This window comes from Streptomyces sp. NPDC044044, from assembly GCF_056434405.1.
In genome coordinates this window covers 58,979-85,528 of record NZ_JBWKFG010000004.1, presented here as the reverse complement: position 1 = coordinate 85,528, position 26,550 = coordinate 58,979, and the positions used below count along the sequence as shown (strand labels likewise).

At 71.3% G+C, this 26,550-nt stretch carries 23 protein-coding genes and 1 riboswitch; of the genes, 7 read left to right on the top strand and 16 right to left on the bottom strand.

Translation table 11 applies throughout. The annotated features are described in order from the left end of the window. Positions 1-11 precede the first annotated feature (11 nt). Positions 12-1,028: a peptidoglycan-binding domain-containing protein gene (locus AC07AG_RS16120; RefSeq protein WP_478755730.1), complete on the bottom strand. Its 1,017-nt coding sequence runs from the start codon at positions 1,026-1,028 to the stop codon at positions 12-14. A 133-nt stretch (positions 1,029-1,161) separates the two neighbouring features. On the opposite strand from AC07AG_RS16120, the gene AC07AG_RS16115 reads away from it, so the two are divergent. Next, positions 1,162-3,231 (top strand): DHA2 family efflux MFS transporter permease subunit, encoded by a 2,070-nt coding sequence (locus AC07AG_RS16115; protein ID WP_478755728.1) that lies wholly within the window; start codon positions 1,162-1,164, stop codon positions 3,229-3,231. Between the two features lie 40 nt (positions 3,232-3,271). On the opposite strand, the gene AC07AG_RS16110 is transcribed toward AC07AG_RS16115, so the two are convergent. From AC07AG_RS16110 to AC07AG_RS16095, 4 genes are all read right to left on the bottom strand, one after another. Continuing rightward, the gene (locus AC07AG_RS16110; protein WP_478756287.1) at positions 3,272-3,838 is read right to left on the bottom strand and encodes a GNAT family N-acetyltransferase; all 567 of its coding nucleotides are present in this window, start codon (positions 3,836-3,838) and stop codon (positions 3,272-3,274) included. A 95-nt stretch (positions 3,839-3,933) separates the two neighbouring features. Next, entirely contained in the window at positions 3,934-4,572 is a 639-nt protein-coding gene (locus AC07AG_RS16105) for a LysE family translocator (protein WP_478756286.1), read from the bottom strand. A 103-nt stretch (positions 4,573-4,675) separates the two neighbouring features. Continuing rightward, positions 4,676-5,002, bottom strand: coding sequence for an antibiotic biosynthesis monooxygenase family protein (locus AC07AG_RS16100; RefSeq protein ID WP_478755726.1), 327 nt, complete (start codon positions 5,000-5,002; stop codon positions 4,676-4,678). Between the two features lie 31 nt (positions 5,003-5,033). Next, positions 5,034-5,441, bottom strand: coding sequence for a DnaJ family domain-containing protein (locus AC07AG_RS16095; protein ID WP_478755724.1), 408 nt, complete (start codon positions 5,439-5,441; stop codon positions 5,034-5,036). Between the two features lie 125 nt (positions 5,442-5,566). Between AC07AG_RS16095 and AC07AG_RS16090 the strand changes: the two genes are divergently transcribed. Then, on the top strand, positions 5,567-5,959 hold the full coding sequence (locus AC07AG_RS16090) for an FHA domain-containing protein (RefSeq protein WP_478755722.1): 393 nt from the start codon (positions 5,567-5,569) through the stop codon (positions 5,957-5,959). A 24-nt stretch (positions 5,960-5,983) separates the two neighbouring features. On the opposite strand, the gene AC07AG_RS16085 is transcribed toward AC07AG_RS16090, so the two are convergent. Continuing rightward, positions 5,984-6,652 carry an O-methyltransferase gene (locus tag AC07AG_RS16085; protein ID WP_478755720.1) on the bottom strand — a complete coding sequence of 223 codons (669 nt, stop codon included), beginning with the start codon at positions 6,650-6,652 and terminating at the stop codon, positions 5,984-5,986. 135 nt (positions 6,653-6,787) lie between these two features. Here AC07AG_RS16085 and AC07AG_RS16080 point away from each other — a divergent pair, with 135 nt between their 5' ends. Beyond that, positions 6,788-7,939 (top strand): serpin family protein, encoded by a 1,152-nt coding sequence (locus AC07AG_RS16080; RefSeq protein ID WP_478755718.1) that lies wholly within the window; start codon positions 6,788-6,790, stop codon positions 7,937-7,939. A gap of 98 nt (positions 7,940-8,037) precedes the next feature. Here the strand turns inward: AC07AG_RS16080 and proP are convergent, their stop codons facing one another. Next, on the bottom strand, positions 8,038-9,396 hold the full coding sequence (gene proP / locus AC07AG_RS16075; RefSeq protein WP_478755716.1) for a glycine betaine/L-proline transporter ProP: 1,359 nt from the start codon (positions 9,394-9,396) through the stop codon (positions 8,038-8,040). A 609-nt stretch (positions 9,397-10,005) separates the two neighbouring features. Between proP and AC07AG_RS16070 the strand changes: the two genes are divergently transcribed. Then, the gene (locus AC07AG_RS16070) at positions 10,006-12,066 is read left to right on the top strand and encodes a bifunctional glycosyltransferase 87/phosphatase PAP2 family protein (protein WP_478755714.1); all 2,061 of its coding nucleotides are present in this window, start codon (positions 10,006-10,008) and stop codon (positions 12,064-12,066) included. On the opposite strand, the gene AC07AG_RS16065 is transcribed toward AC07AG_RS16070, so the two are convergent. Together AC07AG_RS16065 and AC07AG_RS16060 are read right to left on the bottom strand one after the other, a co-directional pair. Beyond that, entirely contained in the window at positions 12,020-13,642 is a 1,623-nt protein-coding gene (locus AC07AG_RS16065) for a glycosyltransferase family 87 protein (RefSeq protein ID WP_478755712.1), read from the bottom strand. The genes AC07AG_RS16070 and AC07AG_RS16065 overlap by 47 nt on opposite strands. A gap of 226 nt (positions 13,643-13,868) precedes the next feature. After that, the gene (locus AC07AG_RS16060) at positions 13,869-15,113 is read right to left on the bottom strand and encodes a cytochrome P450 (RefSeq protein ID WP_478755710.1); all 1,245 of its coding nucleotides are present in this window, start codon (positions 15,111-15,113) and stop codon (positions 13,869-13,871) included. Positions 15,114-15,395: 282 nt separating this feature from the next. Between AC07AG_RS16060 and AC07AG_RS16055 the strand changes: the two genes are divergently transcribed. Continuing rightward, positions 15,396-16,565: a steroid 3-ketoacyl-CoA thiolase gene (locus AC07AG_RS16055; protein WP_478755708.1), complete on the top strand. Its 1,170-nt coding sequence runs from the start codon at positions 15,396-15,398 to the stop codon at positions 16,563-16,565. Between the two features lie 128 nt (positions 16,566-16,693). Here the strand turns inward: AC07AG_RS16055 and AC07AG_RS16050 are convergent, their stop codons facing one another. The 7 genes from AC07AG_RS16050 to AC07AG_RS16020 form a co-directional block, all read right to left on the bottom strand. After that, complete coding sequence (locus AC07AG_RS16050; protein WP_425575082.1) at positions 16,694-17,173, bottom strand: aggregation-promoting factor C-terminal-like domain-containing protein; 480 nt, start codon at positions 17,171-17,173, stop codon at positions 16,694-16,696. A gap of 323 nt (positions 17,174-17,496) precedes the next feature. Further along, positions 17,497-18,351, bottom strand: coding sequence for an ECF transporter S component (locus AC07AG_RS16045; RefSeq protein ID WP_478755706.1), 855 nt, complete (start codon positions 18,349-18,351; stop codon positions 17,497-17,499). After that, positions 18,348-20,042, bottom strand: coding sequence for an ABC transporter ATP-binding protein (locus AC07AG_RS16040; RefSeq protein ID WP_478755704.1), 1,695 nt, complete (start codon positions 20,040-20,042; stop codon positions 18,348-18,350). Before AC07AG_RS16040 ends, AC07AG_RS16045 begins: the two co-directional genes overlap by 4 nt. Continuing rightward, entirely contained in the window at positions 20,039-21,220 is a 1,182-nt protein-coding gene (locus AC07AG_RS16035) for an energy-coupling factor transporter transmembrane component T (protein WP_478755702.1), read from the bottom strand. The genes AC07AG_RS16040 and AC07AG_RS16035 overlap by 4 nt, the downstream gene beginning before the upstream one ends. Positions 21,221-21,228: 8 nt before the next feature. Beyond that, the gene (locus AC07AG_RS16030) at positions 21,229-21,915 is read right to left on the bottom strand and encodes an SCO2322 family protein (protein ID WP_478755700.1); all 687 of its coding nucleotides are present in this window, start codon (positions 21,913-21,915) and stop codon (positions 21,229-21,231) included. Continuing rightward, positions 21,912-23,132 (bottom strand): prenyltransferase/squalene oxidase repeat-containing protein, encoded by a 1,221-nt coding sequence (locus tag AC07AG_RS16025; protein ID WP_478755698.1) that lies wholly within the window; start codon positions 23,130-23,132, stop codon positions 21,912-21,914. The genes AC07AG_RS16030 and AC07AG_RS16025 overlap by 4 nt, the downstream gene beginning before the upstream one ends. A gap of 143 nt (positions 23,133-23,275) precedes the next feature. Further along, positions 23,276-23,345, bottom strand: a riboswitch (cobalamin riboswitch). An 80-nt stretch (positions 23,346-23,425) separates the two neighbouring features. Beyond that, complete coding sequence (locus AC07AG_RS16020) at positions 23,426-24,475, bottom strand: MBL fold metallo-hydrolase (protein WP_478755696.1); 1,050 nt, start codon at positions 24,473-24,475, stop codon at positions 23,426-23,428. 213 nt (positions 24,476-24,688) lie between these two features. Between AC07AG_RS16020 and AC07AG_RS16015 the strand changes: the two genes are divergently transcribed. Next, positions 24,689-26,155 (top strand): aldehyde dehydrogenase, encoded by a 1,467-nt coding sequence (locus AC07AG_RS16015; RefSeq protein ID WP_478755694.1) that lies wholly within the window; start codon positions 24,689-24,691, stop codon positions 26,153-26,155. Continuing rightward, a complete protein-coding gene (locus AC07AG_RS16010; protein WP_249590179.1) occupies positions 26,155-26,388 on the top strand; it encodes a ferredoxin in 234 nt (77 codons plus the stop codon). Before AC07AG_RS16015 ends, AC07AG_RS16010 begins: the two co-directional genes overlap by 1 nt. Positions 26,389-26,550: the final 162 nt, after the last annotated feature.

The window sequence follows — 26,550 nt, the reverse complement described above, 5'->3', positions numbered from 1 at the left end:
CTGCGGGGTCGCTACGGCTCCGAGGTTTCCCTCTCCAGTGCCGCCCGGGTTTCCTTCCCGTAGACCCCCTGCCCGTCCTCCTGGGTCCCCCGGGCGTACTGGAAGCGGGTCACCGCGTCGGCGACCTGGGTGTCGTACTTGCCGTTGGGCTCGCCCATGTACAGGTACAGCTGGTGCAGGCGGTGCTGGAGTTCCTTGACCTCCGGGCCCCTGTCACCGCGGCTGAGGACGCCGTCGGCCGACGGCGGGGCCGGTTCCACCGAACCCGTTGCCCGTGCCGTCGAGCGGCTCGGCGGCGGGGTCGTCCTCGGCTTGGCCGACGCGGACGCCGTGCGGGACGCGGACGGGGACGGAGGCGCGGACGGGGTCGGGCTCGCCGTGTCCGTCGCGGACCGGGAGCGTGAGGGGGAAGCCGTCCTCGGCGTCGACTCCGTGGCGGAGTCGGACGGGGCGTCCACCGCACGCGTCGGCACGTCCGGCAGCGCCTGATCCCGTTGCGGCTTGTCGGGCGCGAGCAGGAACGCGGCGAGTACCGCGACGGCCACCACGGCCACCGCCGCGCCCACGCCCGCGTACAGGCCCTTACGGCCGCGCCGCGGTTCCGGTTCGTCGTCGTACCGCAAAGAGGGCGGGGGCGGGCCCTCCTGCGACGCGTCGCCCGCCGTGAAGAGCCCCACGTCCGCCGACCGCGGTGGGGCCGCCGCCTCCGGCGGCAGAACGCCCGCGGGAGCCGGTCCCGGTCCGGGCGCAGGCCCCTCCGAAGGCCCCGGCTCCTCCGAAGGCCCCGGCTCCGGCAGCGTCACGTACGGCTCCGACAGCGTCACATACGGACGTATCCGGAGCGGATCGAAGTCCTCCGCGGCAGCCGCGTCCGCGGACCTCGCGTCCCGCGCCGCGTCGGCCGCCCGCTCCGTACAGCCGCAGGCAGGCGCGCTGCCCGGCTCCCGCGACGTACCGCATTCGGGACATCGCTGACCGTCCCGGCCGCTGCCGACGCCGTCCGGACGTCTTTCCTCCGCGCTGCTCACTCTTCGTACCCCACCCCTAGAGAACTCCAGCGATTATGCAGATCGCGGCTTCAACAGGCCATAACGGGTCGCACGGACCAGGATGGAGAGGGAGAGGCCCCGCGGGACACGCGGGAGCTCTCAGGAGGTGTCCATGACGCAGGACGTCAGCGCCCGCCCCGCGGGGCCGGAGCCAGATCCCGTCCCCGGGCCACCGGACGAGCACGCGCACGGCGGCGTACTGGTGTCCATCGGTGCGCTGCTGCTCGGCATGCTGCTCGCCGCCCTCGACCAGACCATCGTCTCGACCGCGCTGCCCACCATCGTCAGCGAGCTCGGCGGCATGGAGCACCTGTCGTGGGTCGTCACGGCGTATCTGCTCGCCGCGACGGCGGCCACGCCGCTCTGGGGCAAGCTCGGCGACCAGTACGGCCGCAAGAAGCTGTTCCAGCTGGCCATCGTGATCTTCCTGGTCAGCTCGGCCCTGTGCGGCATGGCGCAGAACATGCCGCAGCTCATCGGCTTCCGCGCGCTGCAGGGCATCGGCGGCGGCGGTCTGATGGTCCTGTCGATGGCGATCGTCGGAGACATCGTCTCGCCGCGCGAACGAGGCAAGTACCAGGGCCTGTTCGGCGCGGTCTTCGGTGTGACGAGCGTGCTCGGGCCGCTGCTCGGCGGCCTGTTCACCGAGCACCTCAGCTGGCGCTGGGTCTTCTACATCAACCTGCCCATCGGCATCGTCGCGCTCGTCGTCATCGCCGCGGCCCTGCACATCCCGGTGCGCTCGCAGAAGCACACCATCGACTACCTCGGCACCTTCCTGATCGCGGCCGTCGCCACCTGCCTCGTCCTCGTCGCCTCGCTCGGCGGCACCACCTGGGACTGGGGATCGCCGCAGATCGCCGGCCTCGCGGTGCTCGGCGTCGTGCTCGCGGTGGCCTTCGTGTCCGTCGAGCGCAAGGCGGCCGAACCCGTCATCCCGATGAAGCTGTTCCGGGTCAGGACGTTCACGCTTTCCGCGATCATCAGCTTCGTGGTCGGCTTCGCGATGTTCGGCGCGATGACCTATCTGCCGACGTTCCTGCAGGTCGTCCAGGGCGTCTCGCCGACCATGTCGGGTGTGCACATGCTGCCGATGGTGATCGGCATGCTGATCTCGTCGACCGCGTCCGGCCAGATCGTCAGCCGCACGGGCCGCTGGAAGGTGTTCCCGGTCGCGGGCACCGGCGTCACGGCGCTCGGCCTGCTCCTGCTCCACCAGCTCGACGAGAACAGCAGCACGGGCGAGATGAGCGCCTACTTCTTCGTCTTCGGCTTCGGGCTCGGCCTGGTCATGCAGGTCCTGGTGCTCATCGTGCAGAACGCGGTGCCGTACGGGGACCTGGGCGTCGCCACGTCCGGCGCGACGTTCTTCCGCTCCATCGGAGCCTCGTTCGGCGTCGCCATCTTCGGCACGATCTTCGCCAACCGCCTCGTCACCAAGCTCTCCGACGCCGTCGCGGGACAGCAGCTGCCGCCCGGCATCAGCACGGACTCCCTCAAGGCCGACCCGCGGGGCATCGCCGAACTCCCCGCGACGCTGCGGCCCGGCGTCGTGCACGCCTACGCCTCGTCCATCACGGACGTCTTCCTGTACGCGGCGCCGGTGGCCCTCGTCGCCTTCGTCCTCGCCTGGTTCCTGCGCGAGGACAAGCTGCGGGGCTCGGTCACGGCGCCCGACACGACGCAGACGCTCGCCAGCAACCCCGTGGAGCGTTCGTCGTACGACGAAGTGGCGAGGGCGCTCTCGGTGCTCGGCACGCGGGAGGGCCGCCGCGAGATCTACGTGCGCATCACCGAGCGCGCGGGCTACGACCTGCTGCCCGCCGCCAGCTGGCTCCTGCTGCGGATCCACCGCCACGGCCATGTCGAACCGGCGACGCTCGCCGAGCGCAGCGCCGTCCCGCTGTCCGTGATCACGGCGGCGTCCCGCCAGGTCGAGGAGCGCCATCTCGCCCGGCGCGAGGGCATGGGCCTGACCCTGACCGACGAGGGCCGTGCGGCGGTCGCCAAGCTGGCCAGGGCCCGTGAGGAGTCCCTGTCCGAGCTGCTCGGCGACTGGTGGGGTCCCGACCGGCCCACCGACCTGGTCAAGCTCGTGGAGGAACTGGGCGCCGAGATGTGCGGCTCGGACGCCGAACGGCCGCACAACGGCAGGCCTCCTCAGCGCGGCGTTGCGGCCTGAGCGGCGCCGCAACGCCGCTCGGGCGAGGGAGTGTCCGGCCTCAACCGGCCGCGGGGACCAGCCTCTTGGCGTACCAGCACTCGGCGTACATCCGCTCGGTGAGCGGCTCGCTCTCCTCGTAACCGTGCCGTGCGTAGAGCGCCCTGGCCTCGACCAGATCGAGGCGTGTGTCGAGGATGAGCTGCCCGGCGCCGAGCGCGCGGGCCGCGTCCTCGGCGGCGGCGAGGAGAAGCGCGGCGCCGCCCTTGCCGCGCATGTCCTCGCGGAGGAAGACGCGCTTGAGCTCGGCGGTACTCGTCCCCTTCATGTCGCCCATGAGCCGCACCCCGGCGGTCCCCGCGGGCTCGCCTCCATACCGGGCGACAAGGAGTACGCCGTTGGGCGGCCGGAGGTCGTCGCCGGTCTCCGCCGCGATCTCGCGCTCCAGCTCCTCGGGCGCGGTCCTGCGCTTCTCGTGGAGGAGGTAGTACCGGTCGCTGACCTCGGTGTAGTACGCGCGCCAGAGCGCCGCGGCGACAGGGGAGTCGACGGCTTCGGGGGCGACGGTCCAGGAGGCGGTCTCCGCGGCGCTGTTCTCGACGTGACTCGTGTGACCCGTGTGACCCATGTGACTACTCATGGAGGCCATTCTCGGGACGCGACTGCCGTTCCCCGCAAGCGAATTAAGCCCCGGATCAAGCCCTGGGGGCCTTCCTTCCGAGCTCAGTCCTTGCGCCCGGTGGCGGCGACACTGACGCCGAGCCCGATCATGGTGAGCCCGCCGACCCCGCCGATCATCGAAAGGCGCCGCGGCGAGTGCGCGAACCAGCCGCGCGCGGTGGACGCGACCAGGCCCCACACGCTGTCGCAGGTCACGGCGATGGCGTTGAAGACGAGGCCGAGCACCAGCATCTGCAGCATGACGTGCCCCTGCTCGCGGTCGACGAACTGCGGCAGCACGGCGGCGAAGAAGACGATGGTCTTGGGGTTGGCCACACCGACCGCGAACCCCTCCCACAACGTACGCAGCCCGCTGTGCGCAGGGCCTTCACCGGTGAACGCGGCGTGCAGCGAGGCGCGTTGGCGCACCGCCTTGACCCCGAGGTAAACGAGATAGGCGGCGCCGAGCAGCTTCAGGGCGGTGAAGACGACGACCGAGCGCTCGACGACGGACCCGACCCCGAGGGCCACGGCCACGACGAGCACATACGCGCCGATCGTGTTCCCCACGACGGTGGTCAACGCGGCACGACGCCCCTGCGCCAGCGCCCGCCCGATCACGAACAGGACGCTGGGCCCGGGGACCACGATCAACAGGAACGACATGGCCGCGAAGGCGAGTATCCGGTCGGTGGACATCATGGGGCTCATGGCACCACGGGAGCGCGCCGCACCGGTATCGCTTTTCCGGGCCCGGCCCAGCCGCTCCACGGGCTCTCGGCCCGGGTGAGCCCGGGTGAGGCTCTCAGCTCTTGGGCGCGGCCTGCTGCACGACCTCGAACGACCACACCGCGGCGCTGCTCGAAGCGGGCTTCGGCCGCTCGCCACCGGCCGCGCCGCCGCCCTGGTGCGCCGACTTCATCGGGCCCTCCATCCACGCCTTGAACGACTCCTCGTCACGCCAGCGCGTGTAGACCAGGTAGTCATCCGTGCCCTCGATGGGGCGCAGGAGCTCGAACCACTCGAAGCCGTCCGAGTTCTCCACGGCGCCGGCGCGGGAGGCGAAGCGCTTCTCCAGGACCTCTCGCTGCTCGGCGGGCACAGTCAGGACGTTGATTTTCACGATGCTCATGCGCCCATCCTCGCGCATGCCCCCGACGGCCTCAGTCCGGGTGGCGTTCGCGCCAGGTGCGGGCCGCCTCGTCGACGTCGAAGGGCTTCAGGCCCAGGGGCGGGCCCGGTGGCGGCATCCGCAGGGACTCGCGGATCTTGGCGTTGAGGTCCGTCACCATCTGGCGGGCCGCTCGCTCGGACGGGGCGTCGGGCGCGGCGGCGAGTACGTCCTCGGCCTCCTTGCGCAGGGCCAGGGTCGGAGGGAGGTGGGAGAGGCCCTCGCGGGCCATCTTCTGCTTGATCCACCACTGCTCGTCGTACGAGGAGTCTGCGAGGCCGTCCGGGAGGGGCTTGCCGCGGCCCTTCAGGGTGGCGAAGTCGCCGCGCTCCTCCGCCTCACGGATCTGTTTGTCGATCCATGACTCGAAGTTGATTCCAGGTGGCTTCCGCTCGGTCATGAGTCCATTGTTCCAAGGCCCCGTGCTTTCGCGCGAGGGGCGATTTAGGATGCGGCGGCGCGGTGTGGTGCGGGGTGAGGTGTGCTCCGGGAGCGCGTTCGGTCGTCGGGAGTGGGGGAGCGTACGTGCTGGAGCTGACCATGGCCTTGTTGTCCGGGGCGGATGAGGGGGCGACGGCGGGCATGCTCATGGCCGACGCCCCGAGCGCACCGGGTTCCGTGCTGCGGGTGGGGCGTGACCCCGGCCGGTGCCGCCTTGTGCCGCCCGATGACTGGCTGTTCGTCTCGCGCACCCATCTGGAGTTCCGCTGCGGGACCGACGGGCGCTGGACCGTCACCTGGCTGCGCGGGTCGCATCCCCAGCCCGCGTCGGAGGTGCGGCTGACGGTGGACGGGGTGGCGGCGCCTCTTGAGTACGGCGGAACGGCGCCGCTGGCCCGGGGCGGGTCCGGTGACGTCGTCGTCCAGGACCGGGCCGGGCCTCGCAGCGTCACCGTCGGCTTCTATGTGGAGAGTTGAGGAGGACTCCCACCCTTCTCGGTCTCAGTCCAGTACGCGGGCCAGTGCCAGGCCGTCGTAGCCCTTCGTGCCCACCGTCTGCAGCGCCGTCCCGCTCAACTTCGGGTGCCCGGCGATGATGTCGAGTGCGGCGCGGGTGCCGAGCACGCCGGGGTCGGTGCTGTCGGCGTCGGCCACCTCGCCGCTTCGTACGACGTTGTCGATGATGATGAGGCTGCCGGGGCGGGTGAGCTTGAGCGACCACTCCACGTAGTGCGGGTTGTTGGCCTTGTCCGCGTCGATGAAGACCAGGTCGAAGGGGGCCGCTTCCTCGGCCACCAGCGCGGCGAGCGAGTCGAGGGCCGGGCCCACCCGGACCTCGGTGAGCTTGTCGAGGCCGGCGCGGGCGAGGTTGCCGCGGGCCACGTCGGCGTGGACCGGGGAGTACTCCAGGGTGATCAGGCGGCCGTCCGCGGGCAGGGCGCGGGCCAGCCAGATCGTGCTGTAGCCGCCGAGCGTGCCGATCTCCAGGATGCGGTGCGCTCCCTGGAGCTGGGCGAGGAGCTGCAGCAGCTTGCCCTGGTTGGCCGCGACGCTGATCTGCGGCAGACCGGCCGCGTCGCTGTCGTGCAGGGCCGCGGTCAGGGCCTCGTCGGCGGGGGTGAGCAGGTTGGTGAAGTAGGTGTCGACCGCGGTCCATTGCTGCTGGGTCATGGGGGCCTTTCCAAGGGTTCGTTAGGTTCCCTAACGATGTTAGTGGGGTCGGGGTCGATTGTCAGTGGGGACTCGCATACTGGGGTGGTCGGCCTGTGTTGGCGGGACGCGGGCTGTGGGCTGCGGGGGGTTGAGATGACGTACGGGACCGGGCAGGTGTTGCCCGCGGTGGCGATCCGGGGGCTTGCCGATCGGTGGCTGCCGCTGATGGCTTCGCCGGGACAGGGGCAGGGACTGGGGCTGGGAGAGGGGCAGGGGCAAGGTCCGCGGGGTGACGCGGGTGCGGGGGACTTCGCCTGCTCGCCCGCCGGGCTGTGGCTCGCGCTGGCCGCCGTCGCGGTGGGCGCGCGGGAGGAAACCGCCGGGGAGCTGCGGGAGTTGCTCGGCGTCGCGGGTGAGGAGGCTGCCGGTGTGGTCACGGAGACCGCGCGGGCGCTGGCCGGCACGGACGCGGTGGCCGTCGCCACCCGGGTGTGGAGCCGGGTTCCGGTGTACCGCGCCTATCGGGAGGCGCTGCCGGACGTGGGGTTCGGGCCGATGGATCCGGACGGCATCGACGCGTGGGTGCGGGAGGCGACGGGCGGTCTGATCGAGCGGCTGCCGGTGGTGATCACTCCGGATGTGCTGCTTCTCCTTGTCAACGCGCTTGCGCTCAAGGCGCGTTGGGAGATCCCCTTCGAGGGGGCGGGCACGCGGGACCAGGACTTCACGGACGCGCTCGGCGTGCGGCACCGGGTGGCCACGATGCACCGGCCCGTTCCGCTGAACTGCGCCTGGACGGTGGGTGGCGCGAGCGTAGTCGAGCTGAAGTGCCGGGCGGAGGGCGGGCGGGCCCCTGCGCGGGTGCGGTTCGTGCTGGGCGAACCGGGGGCGGGGGCCGCCGAGGTGCTGCCGCTCGCCTGGGCGCCGGAGGGGCGGTGGACCGGGATCGACGCCGAGCAGATCAACATGGCGGTGCCGCGGATGTCCTTGCGTACGCGGATCGACGCGACGGAGCAGTTGGCCGCGCTGGGGGTGCGGTGGGCCATGAGCGAGGGGGCCGACTTCTCCGGGATGTCGCCGGAGCGGCTCGCGATATCGCAGGTGGTGCAGGAGGCGGTGGTGAAGGTCGCGGAGGAGGGGGTCGAGGCGGCGGCGGTTACTGCCGTGCCGATGGCGCCCGGCGGTGCGTATGTCCCTCGACGGATCGAGTGGATCGCCTTTAACCGGCCGTTCGGGGTTGTGGTGCTTGATGGGGTGGGGGAGGTGCCCTTGTTTACTGCTTGGCAGGCGGGGGTGCCGGGGTAGGGGGCGGGGTTTTCTTTCCCCAACCCCGCCCCTTCCCACAAACCCGCTCGGCGCGGGGGCCTTGGTTGCCGTCATCACCGGCTTCGCCGAGTTCGTCCTCAAACGCCGGACGGGCTGGGTGATCCCGCCGGGTGGGCAGAGGCTGCCTCCACTGCGGGCGGTGATCCCGGCAGGGGCTGGCCCGCGCTCTCCCTCATGAACCACACCGCGACGCCACCCACGACGGCCGCCGCCATCATGTAGTACGCGGGCATCATCATGTTGCCCGTCGCCCCGATCAGTGCCGTCACGACCAGCGGCGTCGTGCCTCCGAAGATCGACACGGAGATGTTGAAGCCTATGGAGAGCGAGCCGTAGCGGACCTTGGTCGGGAAGAGGGCGGGGAGTGTCGACGGCATCGAGGCCGTGAAGCAGACCAGGAGCAGGCCGAGCGCCGCCATGCCCAGGCCGATCGCCCAGAGCGAGCCCTGGCGGATCAGGAGCAGGGCGGGGACGGAGAGGAGCAGGAAGCCCGCGCAGCCCGCCGCGATCACCGGGCGGCGGCCCACCCGGTCGGTCAGCGCGCCCGCGAACGGCTGGGCGCACATCATCAGCGCCATCACGGCGAGGATGACCAGGAGGCCGTGCGTCTCGTCGTACTTGAGCTCGCTCGTCAGGTAGCTCGGCATGTATGACAGCAGCATGTAGTCCGTGACGTTGAAGACCAGGACCAGGCCCATGCACAGGAGCAGCGACTTCCACTGGCCCGTGACCATCTCGCGCAGGCGTACCTTCGGGCGGGACTGCTCGTCCTTGTGCGCCTTCTTGAGCTCCGCCGCGAACGCCGGGGTCTCCTCCAGCTTCATCCGCAGGTAGAGGCCGATCAGACCCATCGGGCCCGCGATCAGGAACGGGATGCGCCAGCCCCAGGAGAGCAGGTCGTCCGTGGACAGGAGCGCCGTCATCAGCGTGACCAGGCCCGCGCCGCCGATGTAACCGGCCAGCGTGCCGAACTCCAGCCAGCTGCCGAGGAAGCCCCGCTTCTTGTCGGGGGCGTACTCGGCGATGAAGGTGGACGCGCCCGCGTACTCACCGCCGGTCGAGAAGCCCTGCACCAGGCGCGCGACCAGGAGCAGGATCGGGGCGCCCACGCCGATGGAGGCGTAGGAGGGGATCAGGCCGATCGCGAACGTGCCCGCCGCCATCATGATCATGGTGAGGGCGAGGATCTTCTGGCGGCCCATGCGGTCGCCGAGCGGGCCGAAGACCATGCCGCCGAGCGGACGGATCAGGAACGCCGCCGCGAAGGCGCCGAAGGTGGAGAGAAGCTGGGCCGTGGGGTTGCCCGAGGGGAAGAAGACCTTGCCCAGCGTCACGGCGATGTAGCTGTAGACGCCGAAGTCGAACCACTCCATCGCGTTGCCGAGTGCGGCCGCCTTCACCGCCCGCTTCACCAGCGCCGGGTCGACGACGGTCACGTCCGCCGAGGTGTGCGCGGACGGAGGGGCCTGGGTCCGCGGAGCTACGGGTGCGACGGGTGCGGCTGCCGGCAAGGGTTCGCTCGCCTGCCTCTCGGTTGACGACAAGGACAGAGCCGCCCAGCGAGGGGCGGCCCGCGAACGACCATAGGTGTAGGTGGCACCGTTACGTACGGTGTCGGGTCAATCGCGCTACGTTCGTAAAGTGCCGCTATCCAGGGCAAATGGTTCCGCTTGTGACGGTGGCGAGAAGGTGCCCTTGTGATCTATGTCGCGCCTGGTCCGGGGAACCGCGGCAGGGGGTCCGGGCGCTCATCTCATGGACGGGTGGTGGACGGTTCGTGGAGAGCGGGCGGTGTCCGGGACGAATCCGGCGGTTAGGAAGTCTGCGCAAAAGCCGGTAGAAAGCGGTGTGGCTGCCAGGTGAAATGAGGGTTGCGCGCGTCTCATCAGAGGGCGCGGGCCTCGCCTGAGGGCGCGAGCCCTCAGGAGCCGACTGCACCTCTCGGAGCAGCCGACTGCAGTTCGGGGCCGAAGGAGAACTCCCGGAGCCGACCGGACGTTGGGACCGAGCAGAGACGACGAGCGGGGCGGGAGGGCCGACGGCGAGTGGCGAACATTGAGCACGGAGGACCGGGAAATGCCTTTGGGACCGGGACGACCGGCACACCGAAGGCGCGGATCGGGGCGGTCCGTGTCGCCCTCTGGCTGATCGCCGCCGTACTCGCGGTACGGCAAGCGGCCGTCGTCCTGCGTACACCGAAGGGTGAGCGGCTCACCGACCTGGAGACCTGGATCGGCCCGGACGGCGTCCTGCATGTGAACGGCTCCTTCTACGACGCGGACAAGTTCACCGGCACCCCATTCGCCGGACTCGTGCTCAAGCCGTTCTCCCGCGCGGCCGAACAGGCGCTCGGCTGGGGCTGGACGTTCGGCACGCTGATCCTGGTCGTGATCCTCGGTCTGGTCGCCGCCCGCGCCCTGCCGCAGCCCGTGTCCCGGCGCACCTCGCTGCTCGCCGCGCCCGTCGCGATCTGCCTCCTGATGCTGTCGCTCCCGGTGCGCAACACGCTGTATCTCGGTCAGACCAGCATCATTCCCGTGCTGCTCGTCCTGCTCGGGTGCTTCGCGGTCCGCGGCGAGCGGGCCAGCGGCATCCTCATCGGCATCGGGGCCGCGCTGCAGCCCACCATCCTGCTCTTCGCCGCCCTGTTCTGGTTCACCGGACGCAGGCGCGCGGCGGCCTCCACCGGCGCCACCTTCCTCGCCGTCACCGCCCTCTCCTGGGCCGCGATGCCGCACGACTCCTGGGCGTACTGGGTGCACCACCTGGCGGGCGCGGGCCTCGGCGCGAGCCCGGACGGTGTCGCCAACCAGTCGCTGCACGGCGCGCTGCTCCGGTTCGGCCTCGAAGGGCCGCTGGAGATCGGCCTCTTCGTCGTCCTGAGCGCGGCCGTCGTCTGGCTCGGCCTGCGCCGCGCCGTCCACTACGCCAAGGACGGGCAGCTCCTGCTCGCCGTCGCCATCACCGGCTGTGTCGCGGTCGTGGTGTCGCCGACGACCTGGCAGCACCAGCTCCTGTGGGTGCTGCTCGCGGTGGTCGGCCGGGCAGGCAAGAAGCAGTCCGACCGGTACATGTGGCCGGTCGCGGTCGTCCTGGTGTCGACGCTTCCGGCCAAGATGATGTTGCCGAACATGCCGGTCGTGGAGCCCATCCGCGACAACATCGTGCTGATCGCCGCGCTCGCCGCGGCGACCGTCGTGCCGTTCCTCTCCCGCGCGGCCCCGCAGTACCAGGAGCCCATCCCCACCGACTACGCCGCACCCGTGCCCGCGCGCTGGAGCTGGGTGCCGCTGCTCCCGTTCTGGCGGCGCGTCACGACCCGGCCGAACCTGCTCCTCGAACTGCTCCTGATCCGCGTCGGCTACTCCGCCTACCAGCAGGCGCGGCTCGCCGCGACGGGCGGCACCAACTCGGGCGGGCGGGCCACAGCCGAGCAGCACGGCGAGCAGGTCTACGCGATCGAGCAGTTCCTGCACATCGACATCGAGCACTGGGTCAACCACGCGGTGGTGAAGGTCGACTGGCTGGAGGAGTTCTTCAACTTCTACTACACGTCGTTCCACTTCGTGGTGCCGCTGACCGTCCTCGGAGTGCTCTACGCCCGGCGTCCCGCCGACTACCGCTGGGCACGCTCCGCGCTCGGCTTCGCGACGCTCCTCGCGCTCGTCGGCTTCTGGCTCTACCCCCTTGCCCCGCCCCGCCTGATGCCCGACCTCGGCTTCATCGACACGGTCCACGGCGTACAGGACTTCACCCAGCCCGACTACGGCACGCTGACCGCGCTCACCAACCAGTACGCGGCGATGCCCTCGCTGCACTTCGGCTGGTCGCTGTGGTGCGGAGTGGTGATCGTGGCCCTCGCGCCGAAGTGGTGGATGAAGGCGCTCGGCCTGCTGCACCCGCTGTTCACGGTCTCCGCGATCGTCGCCACCGGGAACCACTGGGTCCTGGACGCGGTGGGCGGCGCGACCGTCGTCGGCGCGGGCTTCGGCATCGGCTACCTCCTGGCCGGGCCCCGGGTGGGCAGGACCCTGAAGGTGGCGACGGGCTCGGAGCCGGTCATCGACATGACGAAGGACCCGGCGAAGGACCGTACCCCGAGCTGATCCTGTACGTCCCCGGGGTGGACACCGTGAGCCGGGTGAAGTCGCCCTGCCGCTTCAGGCAGGCCCCCTCCGCCCGGAGCCACGGCGAGTACACCAGGCGCAGCGTCACCGGCTCGCTCGTGGGGACGCGGACCACCATGGCCGAGCCGGTGGAGCGGACGACGGACGCGGGCCTGGAGACCATCGGCACCGGGTCCTTCACCCGGAACACCCGCCAGTGCGCGTCCCGCCACACCGGCTCCAGCCACTGAGGACCGCTCGCCACGAGCTCCGCCTCGTCCTCGGCGAACCCGTCCGGCTTGCCCGAGGGCAGCACCACATAGCCGACCGCCCACTTGTCCAGCCACGCCCGGTAGGTGGCGGCCGAGAAGGACCCGTCGTAGAAGAGCCGGCCGCGCTCGATGTCGAGCTGCCTGTTCCAGCCGCGCGCCATGTTCACGTACGGGGCCAGCGCCGTGGCCTCGCGGTGATTGCGGGCCGGGACCACCTCCACGCGCCCCCGGTCGGCGCCGAGACGCTCCAGCTCGCGCACCACGCCCTGGGTGTCGGCGGCCCACTTCGGCACGGTCGTCGACACCGTCAGATCGTCCGCGGTCTTCTGTGTCACCCAGGCCGTGGACAGCACGAGCGCGACGACGAGCACGACCTTGCGTACGCGGGTCAGCGCGGGCATCAGCAGCGCGCCGAGCAGTGCCGCGGGCGCGAGCAGCTCGGCCAGGCGCTCCACGTTCGTGCCGATCGGCGACGGGATCAGATACGTCAGGACCGTCCCCGCCGCGTACACACCGGCCCCCCACCGCAGCACCCGCCACTCGCGCGGCGCCGCCACGATGAGCGCAAGGCTGAACACCACGGGCGGGAAGATCCGGTCGAACGGCATCAACTGCTCGCCGGTGAACGGGAAAAGGACGGTGGTCGCGCCCACGACAAGCACCGGCGGCGCGATCAGCGCAGCGGCCCGCCCCCAGTCGCGTACGAGGAAATAGGCGGCGCCCGCCACCACGAGGAAGAGTCCCGCCACCGGGCTGGACATGGCGGCCAGGGCCCCGCACACCACGGCGGCCCCCACGCGCCGCTCCCGCACGAGCATCAGGCACGCGGCGAACCCGAAGGCGATGCCGAGCGCGAACGTCGTGCGCCCCGACGCGACGTTGCACCACACCGCGAGCGAGGCGAGCACCGCGGGCCACAGCGGGCGCCGTATCCCGGTGCGTTCGATCAGCGCGGCGACCAGCCAGGCTCCGGCGACGCCCGACACCACCGTCACCGTCTTCACGCCCACGGCGGCCATCAAGTAGGGCGAGATCAGGGAGTAGTTGGCGGTGTGCATGCCGCCGTACCAGAACAGGCCGTACGCGGATGCGCCGTGCTCGGCGGCGAAGCGGGCCCAGGCGTACTGCGCGGCCAGGTCGCCGCCGCCGGTGGCGAGCCACGCCGCCCACACCGCGTACAGCGGAAGCGTGGGCAGGGTGGCGAGGAGCGGGATCCGGTGGCGGCGGCAGAAGTCGCGGAAGGAGGTCTTCCGCTCCGTGGGTGTGCTGCCCGATGGCGCGAGAGAGAAACCGGCGGAGACCACGGCACCGTTTCCGTTCGAAGTCTTGGAGAGGCAACGTTTGCTTCTCAAGACGCGTAACGCAACGGAAACGTTGGCTTTGGACCGCACCTGGCCGGATATGCCACCTGGATGCCACCGCCCGGGTGCCGACAGGGTGCCGCCCGGGTGCCGACAGGGTGCGCCGAGAGCCAGGGGGAGGCAGGGGCAGGGCGTAGGGGGGAGTCGCCCCTGCCTCCCTGGCGGCAGGTCAGCCCGTGCTGACCTGCAGTTCCTTGACGCCGTTCAGCCAGGCCGAGCGGAGCCTGCGGGGGTCGGAGACCAGCCGCAGATCGGGCAGGGCGTCCGCGATCGCGTTGAAGATGAGGTTGATCTCCAGGACCGCGAGCGACTTGCCGAGGCAGAAGTGCGGGCCTCCGCCGCCGAAGCCCAGGTGCGGGTTGGGATCGCGGGTGATGTCGAACTTCCCTGGCTCGTCGAAGACTTCGGGGTCGTTGTTGGCCGAGGAGTAGAAGATCCCGACGCGGTCGCCCTTCCTGATCGTCACGTCCCCGAGCTCGGTGTCCTGGGTCGCGGTGCGCTGGAAGGAGACCACAGGGGTCGCCCAGCGCACGATCTCCTCCGCGGTGGTCCCGGGGCGCTCGCGCTTGAAGAGCTCCCACTGCTCGGGGTGGGTGAGGAAGGCGTGCATGCCGTGGGTGATGGCGTTGCGGGTCGTCTCGTTTCCGGCCACCGCGAGCAGGATGACGAAGAAGCCGAACTCGTCGGAGGAGAGGTTGCCCTCGTCCTCGGCGGCCACCAACTGGCTGACGATGTCCTTGGCCGGGCACTCCTTGCGGGCGGCGGCGAGGTTCATCGCGTACGAGACGATCTCCATGGCCGCCTCGGCGCCGACCTCCTCGGTGATCGCGTACTCCGGATCGTCGTAGGCCGCCATCTTGTTGGACCAGTCGAAGATCTTCGTCCGGTCGTCCTGGGGCACGCCGATGAGCTCGGCGATGGCCTGCAGGGGGAGTTCGACGGCGACGTTCGTGACGAAGTCGAAGGAGCCGTCGGCGGCGGCGTTCGCCAGGGCCGTCTCGACGATGGAGCCCGCGCGGTCGCGCAGGGCGTCCTCCAGGGAGCGTATGGCGCGGGGCGTGAAGCCGCGCTGCACGATCTGGCGGACCCGGGTGTGCTCGGGCGGGTCCATGTTCAGCATGATCATCTTCTGGACCTCGATCTGGTCCCGACTGATCGTCTCGTTGAACCGGATGACCGCGGTGTTGAGGTTCGAGGAGAACAACTCCGGGTGTGTGGAGACGTACTTGACGTCCGCGTGCCGCGTGACGGCCCAGTAGCCGGAGTCGTCGAAGCCGGAGATGCGCGGCGGCTGGGCGATCCAGCGCACCGGTTCCGTCTGCCGCAGCTGGGCGAACTCCGGGAGGGGTACGCGCTCTTGGAGCAGGTCGGGGTCGGTGAAGTCGAACCCGTCGGGCAGCGCTGGACAGGGCATCGGCAACTCCAGGAGTTCAGTTCCGGTAGTGAGTCGTGGTGCTGAGTCGTGGCTCTGAGTTCTGACGGTCCATCAGGAGATGCCCCGCAAGGTAGTAACGGGTTCTACAAGTGGCAAGGCCCGCGACGGGTCCGCTTTCGTGCAGGTCGTGCGCAAGGTGCGTGCAAGCCCCTTGCGGCGGTGGGGTCGGGCTCAGCAGACTGCATGCAGAACTAGAACGCGTACTAGTTCTCCGCGCGGGTGCCGGGACACTCCCGCGGGATGTGGATGGAGAGGACGCCCATGGCCGCGGAACCTGTCATCGTCGAAGCCGTACGCACCCCCATAGGTAAGCGCGGCGGCGCGCTCGCCAATCTCCACCCCGCCTATCTGCTCGGCGAGACCTACCGCGAGCTCCTCGGCCGCACGGGCATCCACGCCGACTGCGTCGAACAGATCGTGGGCGGCACGGTGACGCACGCCGGTGAGCAGTCCATGAACCCCGCGCGCACGGCCTGGCTGACGATGGGCCTTCCGTACGAGACCGCGGCGACGACGGTCGACTGTCAGTGCGGCTCCTCGCAGCAGGCGAGCCACATGGTCGCCAACATGGTCGCGGCCGGCGTCATCGACGTCGGCATCAGCTGCGGCGTCGAGGCGATGTCGCGCGTGCCGCTGGGGTCGGGCTCCAAGCACGGGCCCGGGAAGCCCTTCCCCGAGGAGTGGAACGTCGACCTGCCCAACCAGTTCGAGGCGGCCGAGCGGATCGCCCGCAACCGGGGCCTCACGCGGGAGAACGTGGACTCGCTCGGCCTCATCTCGCAGGAGCGCGCCGCCACCGCCTGGGCCGAGGAGCGCTTCAAACGCGAGACGTTCGCCGTCCAGGTCCCCACGACGGAGGAGGAGCAGGCCGCCGGACAGGGCATGTGGCGGCTCGTCGACCGGGACGAGGGGCTGCGGGACACCACGATGGAGGGCCTTGAGCGGCTCAAGCCGGTGATGCCGACCGCCGTGCACACCGCGGGCAACTCCTCGCAGATCTCGGACGGCGCGGCGGCGATCATGTGGGCGTCGAAGCGGATGGCGCGGGCGCTGAAGCTGAAACCGCGCGCGCGGATCGTGGCGCAGGCCCTCGTGGGCGCCGATCCTCACTTCCACCTGGACGGGCCGATCGACGCGACGCGGGCGGTCCTGGGCAAGGCGGGGATGTCCCTGAAGGACATCGACCTCGTGGAGATCAACGAAGCCTTCGCCTCGGTGGTCCTGAGCTGGGCGCAGGTCTTCGAGCAGGACCTGGAGAAGGTGAACGTGAACGGGGGCGCGATCGCCATCGGCCACCCGGTCGGGGCGACCGGGGCGCGGCTGATCGCCACCGCCCTGCATGAGCTGGAGCGCCGCGACAAGGAGTTCGCGCTGATCACGATGTGCGCGGGTGGGGCCGTGGCCACGGGGACGATCATTCAGCGGCTGTAGGTCGCTGCGGAAGCCGAAAACGCCGGACGGGCTGGAGAGTTCCAGCCCGTCCGGCGTTTGAGGACGAACTCGGCGAAGCCGGTGATCACCGGTGCGCCAGGCTTCCGTTCAGGCGGCAGAGCCGAGGCTCAGTACCACCCGTTGGCCTGCCAGTGGGCCCAGGCGCCCGTCGGGCTGCCGTAGCGGTCGTTCATGTAGTCGAGGCCCCACTTGATCTGGGTCTCGGGGTTGGTCTTCCAGTCCGAGCCCGCCGAAGCCATCTTCGAGGCAGGCAGGGCCTGGACCAGGCCGTAGGCGCCGGAGGAGGAGTTCGTCGCCTTGTGGTTCCAGTGGCTCTCGTGCTCGACGATCTTGCTGAACGCCTGGTACTGCGCGGCGTCCGGGATCATCTTCTTCGCGATCGCCTGGGCCGAGGAAGGAGCCGCGGCGGGAGCGGCGGCCGGAGCGGCCGCCTTCGCCTCGGTCGGGGCGGCGGCCTGGGCCGGACCCGCCATGAGCACCATGCCGGTCGTGGCGGCTGCCAGGGCGGCACCGGTGAGGGCCTTCTTCGGGGTGGCGATGCGGCTCAGGAGCGTGGCGGACAAAGCGTGACCTTCCGTGGGGGACATGGTGTCGCGGGCACGCCGTGGGCCACGGGAGTGTGGCGGGGGGAATGCGTCGGCGCCCTGGGCCTTGAGGCCGTCGGCGCCGTGCGACTCGATCCAGAGAAACAGGGCTGCCGCGTCTCCGCAATGACCCCTTTTACTAGTGGATGTCGCATGTGTGCGGAAAGGCCTTCGTGTGACGTGGCTCTCAATGCCCAGGTCAGCGCGCATATTGGCGCGTCCGCGTCAAGACGAATGATCTACGGCCCCACCTAGTAGAGGACCAAGGTCCTGTGGGCCGCCTCACCGTGAAGGGACCCTTTCGGTGACGGAGAGCCGACGGCCGGCTACGCCTTCGGCCCCTCGAATGTGACCTGGGCCTCGAAGGCGGCCCGTCGCGTGGCCCGGCGCAGCGCCTTCAGGACGGCGGGTCCGAGCGCGAGGCTCAGCAGGACGGTGACCACGGCTCGGGGCAGGTCCCAGCCGAGCGAGGTCGCCAGGCAGTACGCGATGAAGCGGCCGAGGTTCTCGCCGACGGGGTCGCCGGGCACGAAGGAGACGCCGGTCGCGAGGCCGCCGATGTAGGGCCAGCCCTGCAGGTTCATGACGGTGCCGTACAGGACGGACGAGACGGCCCCGTAGGCGGCGAGGAGCCACAGTTCGCCGCGCCCGCGCAGGGTGTCCGGGCCCGGCAGCAGCCCCGCGCCCATGCAGACCCACCCCATGGAAAGCATCTGGAACGGCATCCACGGCCCGACACCGCCGGTGAGCAGCGCCGAGGCGAACATCGACACCGCACCGAGCACGAACCCGAACCCGGGTCCGAGCACGCGCCCGCTGAGCACCATGAGGAAGAACATCGGCTCGATCCCGGCCGTCCCCGCCCCCAGCGGCCGCAGTGCGGCCCCGGCGGCGGCGAGCACCCCGAGCATCGCGATGGCCTTCGCGTCGAGCCCGACATCGGCGATGGTCGCCACGACCACGGCCAGCAGCAGCGGCAGCAGCGCCGCGAACAGCCAGGGCGCGTCCTGCGCGTGCGCGCTCAGGCCCGATTCCCCGCCCGCCATGAGCGGCCACCCGAAGGCCACGACACCGACCGCACTGACGAGCGCGAGGGCGCCGATGGAGCGCGGACCCAGGCGGATGGGCCGGGCCTGCCGGGCGGCAGGAGAAACAGGAGAAACAGAAGAAGAGGGGCTCATGCGCTGCCGCCCTCCGCGCGCAACGCCTCCCGTACCTCCGTGACCGTCAGCCACTGCTGCGGGGCCAGGATCTTGGTGGTCTGCGGGGCGAAGGAGGGGGACGAGACGACGATCTCCGGGGTCGGGCCGTCCGCGACGATCTCGCCGTCGGCGAGGATCGCCACCCGGTGGGCCAGTTCCGCCGCCAGTTCCACGTCGTGCGTGGCCAGGACGATCGCGTGGCCCTCGGCGGCGAGGCCGCGCAGGAGCGTGACCAGACGGGCCTTGGCCGCGTAGTCGAGGCCACGCGTCGGCTCGTCCAGGAGGAGAAGGGGAGGGCGGGCCGTCAGGACGATCGCCAGGGCCAGTGTGAGGCGCTGGCCCTCCGAGAGGTCGCGGGGGTGGGTGTCGTCCGCGATGCCGGGGAGCAGCTCCGTGACCAGCGCGCGGCAGGTGCCGGGCGCCGCCGACGCGTCGTGGTCGGCCGCCGCACACTCGGCGGCCACGGTGTCCGCGTACAGGAGGTCGCGCGGCTCCTGGGGGACCAGGCCCACATGGCGGATCAGCTCGCGCGGGCCCGTGCGGTGCGGGATCGCGCCGCCGACGCGGACCGATCCCGTCGCCGGTTCGAGCAGCCCCACCAGGGTCGACAGGAGCGTGGACTTCCCGGCGCCGTTGCGGCCCATCAGGGCCACCGTCTCGCCCGCGCGGACGGTGAGGTCCACGCGGCGCAGGGCCTCCACCCGGCCCCGGCGGACGCCAAGACCGGACACGCTCGCGGCGGCCGCCTCCGGGGCATCGGTCTTCGTACGCCGGCGCAGGACGGGCCGACGTGCGGCGGGGTCCGCGACGGGAGGTGCGGCCGCAGTGGCTTCTTCGCGCGGTCCGGCTCCGGCGAGAGCCAGCCGCTCCCGCAGCGCGCCCGCCCTGCGCCGCGCGTCCCGCACCGTCAGTGGAAGGGGAGACCAGCCGGCGAGGCGGCCGAGGCCCACCACCGGCGGATAGACCGGCGAGAGAGCCATCAGCTCGGCGGGATCCCCGAGCACGGGAGCCTCGCCCGGCGCCGCCAGCAGCAGCACCTGGTCGGCGTACTGCACGACCCGCTCCAGGCGGTGCTCGGCCATCAGGACCGTCGTGCCCAGGTCGTGGACCAGCCGCTGCAGTACGGCGAGGACCTCCTCGGCGGCGGCCGGGTCCAGGGCCGACGTCGGTTCGTCGAGGACGAGGACCTGGGGGTGCGGCGTCAGCACCGAGCCGATGGCGACGCGCTGCTGCTGACCGCCGGAGAGCGTGGCGATGGGGCGGTCGCGCAGATCGGCCAGTCCCAGCAGGTCGAGGGTCTCCTCGACCCGGCGGCGCATCACTTCGGGGGCGAGCCCGAGCGACTCCATCCCGTACGCGAGCTCGTCCTCGACCGTGTCCGTCACGAAGTGCGAGAGCGGATCCTGGCCCACCGTGCCGACCACATCGGCGAGTTCGCGCGGCTTGTGCGTACGGGTGTCGCGCCCCGCCACGGTGACACGCCCCCGCAGCGTGCCCCCGGTGAAGTGCGGCACGAGCCCGCTCACCGTGCCGAGCAGCGTCGACTTGCCGACCCCGGAAGGGCCGACGAGAAGCACCAACTCGCCCTCGGGAACGGCGAGATCGACCCCGCGCACGGTGGGCTCCGCGGCCCCTTCGTACGTCACGGAGACATCCTCGAAGCGGATCATGAGGGCTCCTTGGTGCTGGCGGAGGTGCGAGCGGAGGTGCGGACGGGGGCGGCGGAATCGGCGGGCACCGGCGCCACGAAGGCGGGCAGCAGGCCCATGAGGATCGCCGCCGCGGGCCACAGCGGCAGCGTCGGCGCCGTCAGGGGGACGACTCCGGGGTGCAGGGCGGACGCGTCGTACGAGGCGGCCCAGATCATCAGGCCCGCCACCGCGATCCCCGACCCGGCGACGAGCCAGGCGCGCACGCCCCAGGGGTCGGGGCGGTAGCGGGTGCGCACGGAGCGCCGCCCGCCCAGGCGCAGCCCCGCGAGGGAGGCGACGAGCCCGGCGGCCAGGACCGGCAGACCGTAGCCCGTGCCTCCCTCGGAGAGCAGGCCGTACGTTCCCGCGCAGACGCCCATCAGACCGCCGAGGGTCAGGGCCGCCGTGGTCCTGCGCACCCCGGCGGGCACGGGCGCGCTGCGGCCGAAGCCGCGCGCGTCCATCGCGGCGGCCAGGGCGACCGACCGTTCCAACGCGCCCTCCAGGACCGGGAGCCCGACCTGGAGCAGCCCCCGGATGCCCTTGTCGGCGCGCCCGCGAAGGCGCCGCGCGGCACGAAGCCGCTGCACGTCCATGATCAGGTTCGGTGCGAACGTCATCGCGACGACGATGGCGACCCCCACCTCGTACAGCGCGCCCGGCAGCGACTTGAGCAGCCGGGACGGGCTGGCAAGGGCGTTGGCGGCGCCGACGCAGATGAGGAGACCGGCGAGGCGCACCCCGTCGTAGAGCGCGAAGAGCAGCCCCTCGGCCGTCACCCGGCCCCCGATCCGCACGCCCTTCGCCCAGTCGGGCAGCGGCACTTCGGGGAGCGTCACGATGACGTGCGAACCGGGGATGGGGGAGCCGAGGACGACGGCGAAGACGAGCCGGATCGCGATCACGAAGAGGCCGAGCTTCACGAACGCGCCGTACGACTTGGCCCACGGGGCGGACGTCCTGCGCGCCGCGACGACATAGCCCGCGACCCCGATGAGCAGACCGAGCAGCAGGGGATTGGTGGTGCGGGACGCCGCGACCCCGAGGCCGAGCGCCCACACCCACCAGGCGCCCGGGTGCAGCGCGTTGCTCCGGTGCGCTTGGGGGGCCAGACGCCTTTGCAGCGCACCGGGAGCGGCGCTCGGGTGATCGTTCATCGTGCGGGTCAGCCGCGTCGGCGGCGGGCCTGCCAGACGGCGGCACCGCCGAGCAGGGCGATGGCGGCCACGCCCGCGATCAGGCCGACGGAGGGACCACCGGAGTCGTCCTTCCCGGCCTTCTCGCCGGACTCGCTCGCGGTCGGCTCCTTCTCCGCCTTCTCGGACCGCCCGTTGCCCGCGACCTGCTCACCGCAGCCCGACTTCGGGTAGTCGGCGATGGCGCAGAGCAGGGCGTTGCTGTCGTAGCGCAGCGGCTTGGCGACCGCGGCGAGCGCGTCCGCGCTGGTCGCGTCCTCCGTGACCTGCGCGCAGGCGGTACGCGGCTTCGGCGGGGTCTCGCCGTCGGGGGCGTCACCCGGGGTGCCGAAGTCGATGAGCAGGGCGATCCGCTTGTGGTCGTCCTTGGCGGGGGTCTTGGCGCAGATGGTGTCGAAGTCCGCGGCGCCGCGGGGCTTCGCGGCGTCCTTCGAGTCCTCGGACACGGAGAACCGGAAGCCCTGGACGGCACCGTCGTCGGGGCGGGCGGTGCTCGGCCCCTGGCTCGCATACGCCCACTTCGCGCCGTCCCGGTCCCAGAAGGACCAGTAGCGGTAGCCGGCGGCCTGGGCGGGGGCGGCGGCGAGGACGCCGAGCAGGGCGGCGAGAAGCGCCCCGATCACCAGGCGTCCGCACCGCGCGCGACCCCGCGTCACAGCTGCTGCTTCTTCTTGTTGCCGCTGTACAGGAAGCCGATGCCGATACCGGCGACCAGGCCGACGCCGATGATCCACCAGATGCTCACGCCGCTGCCGTCGTCGCTGTCCTTCTTCTCGTCGGCGGCCTCCTCGGTCGCCTGCGGGGCCGGACCCTGCGCGTTGAGCTGCTTGACCAGGTCGGCGCCGCCGAAGTCGCGCGGGTCCATGCCCGATGCGTGGGCGGCGAAGATCAGCTGGGCGTAGGCGGCGGGTCCTGACTTCTTGGCCCACTCGGCCGAGTTCTTCGACAGCCACGTGGCCGACTTCTCGGCCTGCTCCTGCTGGCCGGCCGCGGCGAGCGCGAGCACGGAGTCAGCGGTGTTGCCCAGGTCGGGCATGTTCTTGGCGCCGGGCATCGACGACATCAGGTGGTCGTCGCCCTTGGCGAGCGTCTTGAGGAGGTAGCCCGTGCCGTTCGACGCCGCCTGCTCGGCGGTGTCCGCCTTCGTGCACTTGGGGGCGGCGGCCGTCTTCTTGGCGGGCTCCACGACCAGGCCCTTGCCGTGGCCGCCCAGGACGCCGGCCGCCGTCGCGTCCGCGTTCGGCGAGAGCTTGCCGGACTTGACGTCCGCGAGGCCGAAGGCGCCGCCGTCCTTGTCACAGCTCATCGAGAGGGCGGGCAGCGCGTCGTAGGGGGACTTGCCGTCCTGGTTCTTCACCGACTGCGGCTTCTCGCCCGCCGCGGTGAGCGCGCCGATCACGATGCCGGTGGAGTTGGCGTCGGAGTCCATGCCGGGGCTGTAGCCCCAGCCGCCGTCCGTGTTCTGCACCGACTTCAGCCAGCCGACGCTCTTCTTGACGGCCTTGTCCTGACCGCCGAGCGCGGCGAGCGCCTGCACGGCGGATGCCGTCGCGTTGCTGTCGAACATCGTCTTGGAGTCGCACGGCTCGGCCGCGTCGGCGCGGTAGGCGGCGAAGCCACCGCTCGCGCAGCTCTGTCCCGTGAGCCAGTCGACGGACTTCGCGGCGGGCTTCACACCCGCCGAGTCCTGGGCGAGCAGGGCGTACGACTGCCGGAACACCCCGTCGAACTTGGGGTCCGCGTCGCCGTACAGACCGGAAGGAAGGGCGGCGGAAGGCGACGGTGACGCACTCTCCGCGAAAGCGGCCGGGGCGGCGGCCGAACCGAACACGGCGACGGCGGCCAGGACCGCTGCGCTGCGGCGAACGTTCATGATGCGGCGGGTGCCTCTCCCTGCGGGGAGCGGGGCAGCACGGGCGCGTGAGGGCACGGGCACCGGGCGGCTCCGGCTCCATATACCTCGACGGTGCCGGTCGCCGGAGGTTCCGACGACGCGAGCCGGTCACGCTTCGTACCGGGCATTCCGGCTCACCGCTCGACGCGGTATACGGCTGCGGGTCAGCGCCGGATTCGCACCGGCTTCCCCCCGTACGGGCATGATGACGACGGGGCCACTCTACCGGCCCGTAGGGGGAGCGGCCCGGGGCGCCCGCCCCCGGCCGGAGGTCACACCGCCCGGTACCGCACCGGATCGTTGCCCACGGCCTCCGCGCGCCCCAGCTTCACCAGGCGCCGCACATGGGCCTCGGCCTCGGAGACCGCGATGTTCCGTGAGCCGTAGCGGATCTCGGCCCAGGGGCGGTTCCACTCCATCTGCTCGGCGAGCTGCCAGGGCGTGAGGGGCTCGGCCAGGAGCGCGAGCAGGTCCGTCAGGCGCTCCTCGTGGTGCGCCAGGATCTCCCGCACGCGGGCCGGGGCGTCCGTGAACGCGTACTGGTGGGCGGGCAGCACCTCGGCGACGCCCAGGCGGCCGATGCGCTCCAGGGAGTCGATGTAGTCGCCCAGCGGATCGGTGACCGTCTCGTCGTCCGGGTCCTCGTACAGGCCGATGTGCGGGGTGATCCCGGGGAGCAGATGGTCGCCGGAGAACAGGCGGCCGTGTCCGGGCAGTCGCGCCGGGTGCTCCTCCTCCAGGTGCAGGCAGACGTGGCCCGGGGTGTGGCCGGGCGTCCAGATCGCGCGGAGCCTGCGCCCCGGCAGTTCGAGCAGCTCGCCCGGCGTGATGTCGCGGTCGGGGAGCGCGGCGGCCAGGCCGGGGAGGCGGGGCGCGCGGCCCGCGTCACGGGCGGCGACGAGGGGGCCCAGGTGGTCGGCGGGGGCGCCCGCGGCCGTCAGCTTCTCCACCATGTAGTCGAACCAGCGCGCGGGCGGGCCCGTCCGGGTGCGGCGTACGACCGACGCGTCCGCCTCGTGCATCGCGATCCACGCGCCCGACGCCTCGCGGACCTTGGCCGACAGGCCGTGGTGGTCGGGGTGGTGGTGGGTGATGACGACGCCGTGCACCGCGTCGGGGGACGTGCCGCAGGCGGCGAGGCCGGTGGCGAGCGCGTCCCAGGACGTGGGGTCGTCCCAGCCCGTGTCGACGAGGACGGGACCTGCGTCGGTGTCCAGGAGGTGGACGAGCGTGAAGCCCAGGGGGTTGTCCGGGATCGGGACCTTGATGCTCCACACGCCCCCGCCGTGCTCGGTCACCTGCTGGTCGGTCACCTGCGTCATCGGGAGCCCTCATCTCTCGTCGGCTGCGCGGCCACGACCACGGCCCCCACCACCATAACTAGAACTAGTTCCAATGATCGCCCAAGTCGACTGTTTCGACAGGCTACTTGCACCTTGCCCTCCGTGGACTACTGGAACTAGAACTGGTATCAGTTCTGAAACAGTGTCAGAAAGCGTGCCGCGCAGGCGGAATCCCGCAGGAGGCAGTCAGCCATGACCGAGCTCGTGGAACACGGACAGCTTTTCATCGGCGGGGAGCTGGTGGACCCCCACGGCAAGGACGTCATCGAGGTGATCTCGCCGCACACCGGCCAGGTCTTCGCGCGGGTGCCGCACGCCGCGCCCGCCGATGTCGACCGGGCCGTCGCCACCGCGCGCAAGGCGTTCGACGAGGGGCCCTGGCCCCGGATGACGCTCGACGAGCGGATCGAGGTCATCGCCAGGATCAAGGACGCGATCGCCGTACGGCACGAGGAGATCGCCCGCGTCATCAGCTCCGAGAACGGCACCCCGTACACCTCCAGCATCATGGTGCAGGCCCTCGCCGCGATGATGGTCTGGGACTCGGCGCTCACGGTCGCGCGCGACTTCACCTACGAGGAGGAGCGCGCCGGAGCGCTCGGCAGGATCCTCGTGCGGCGTGAGCCGGTCGGCGTCGTGGCGGCCGTCGTCCCGTGGAACGTCCCGCAGTTCACCGCGGCGGCCAAGCTCGCGCCCGCGCTGCTCGCCGGGTGCCCGGTGATCCTCAAGACCTCGCCCGAGGCGCCGCTCGACGCGTACATACTCGCCGACATCGCCACCGAGGCGGGGCTGCCGAAGGGTGTCCTCTCGATCATCTCGGCGGACCGCGAGGTGAGCGAGTACCTCGTCGGGCACCCCGGCGTCGACAAGGTGTCCTTCACCGGCTCCGTCGGCGCGGGCAAGCGCGTCATGGAGGTCGCGGCCCGCAATCTCACGCGCGTGACACTGGAGTTGGGCGGCAAGTCGGCTGCGGTGATCCTGCCGGACGCGGACGCGGCGGCCGCGGTCGCCGGCATCGTCCCCTTCGCCTGGATGATCAACGGCCAGGCCTGCGTGGCCCAGACCCGCATCCTCGTGCCCCGCTCCCGCTACGACGAGTTCGCCGAGGCCTTCGCCGCCGCGGCCTCCGCGCTCAAGATCGGCGACCCGCTCGACCCGGAGACCGAACTCGGCCCGCTCGTCGCCCAGCGCCAGCAGCAGCGCTCGCTCGACTACATCCGCATCGGCCAGGAGGAAGGCGCCAAGATCCTGACGGGCGGCGGCCGTCCTGCCGGGCTCGACGACGGCTGGTACGTCGAGCCGACGCTCCTGGGAAGCGTGGACAACTCGATGCGCGTCGCCCGCGAGGAGATCTTCGGCCCGGTCATCTGCCTTCTTCCGTACGGCAACGAGAGCGAGGCAGTCAAGATCGCCAACGACTCGGACTACGGGCTCAGCGGCAGCGTCTGGACGGCGGACGTGGAGCGCGGCATCGACATCGCGCGGCGGGTGCGCACCGGGACGTACTCCGTGAACACCTTCAGCCTCGACATGCTCGGCCCGTTCGGCGGCTACAAGAACTCCGGTCTCGGGCGGGAGTTCGGGCCCGAGGGGTACGGCGAGTACTTCGAGCACAAGATGATCCACCTGCCGGCCGGGTACGAGGGGACGGGTGCCTGATGGGTGACCGCTGGCACGTCGAGGTGGACCGGTCGGTCTGCATCGGCTCCGGGATGTGCGTGATCACGGCGCCGGGCGGCTTCGCGCTCGACTCCGCCCGCCAGTCGCACCCCGCGGACCCCGAGACCGACGCCAACGAGAAGGTGCTCGAAGCGGCCGAGGGGTGCCCGGTCGAGGCGATCACCATCACGTTGTCCGGCAGCGGGGAGGTCGTTTTTCCGCCGGAGGAGTAGCGGAGTTCGCTCCGGCAACGGGCTTTACTCCCGTGACGCCGTCCGCACCGATTTGTGTGGGTCCTGTGTTCATTATGTGCGCTCGAACGTGTGCGAACAGGACTTTACCCATGCGTTCCGCATGCCCGATCGATGACATCCGTGACTGTCCGTCCCCTTTGC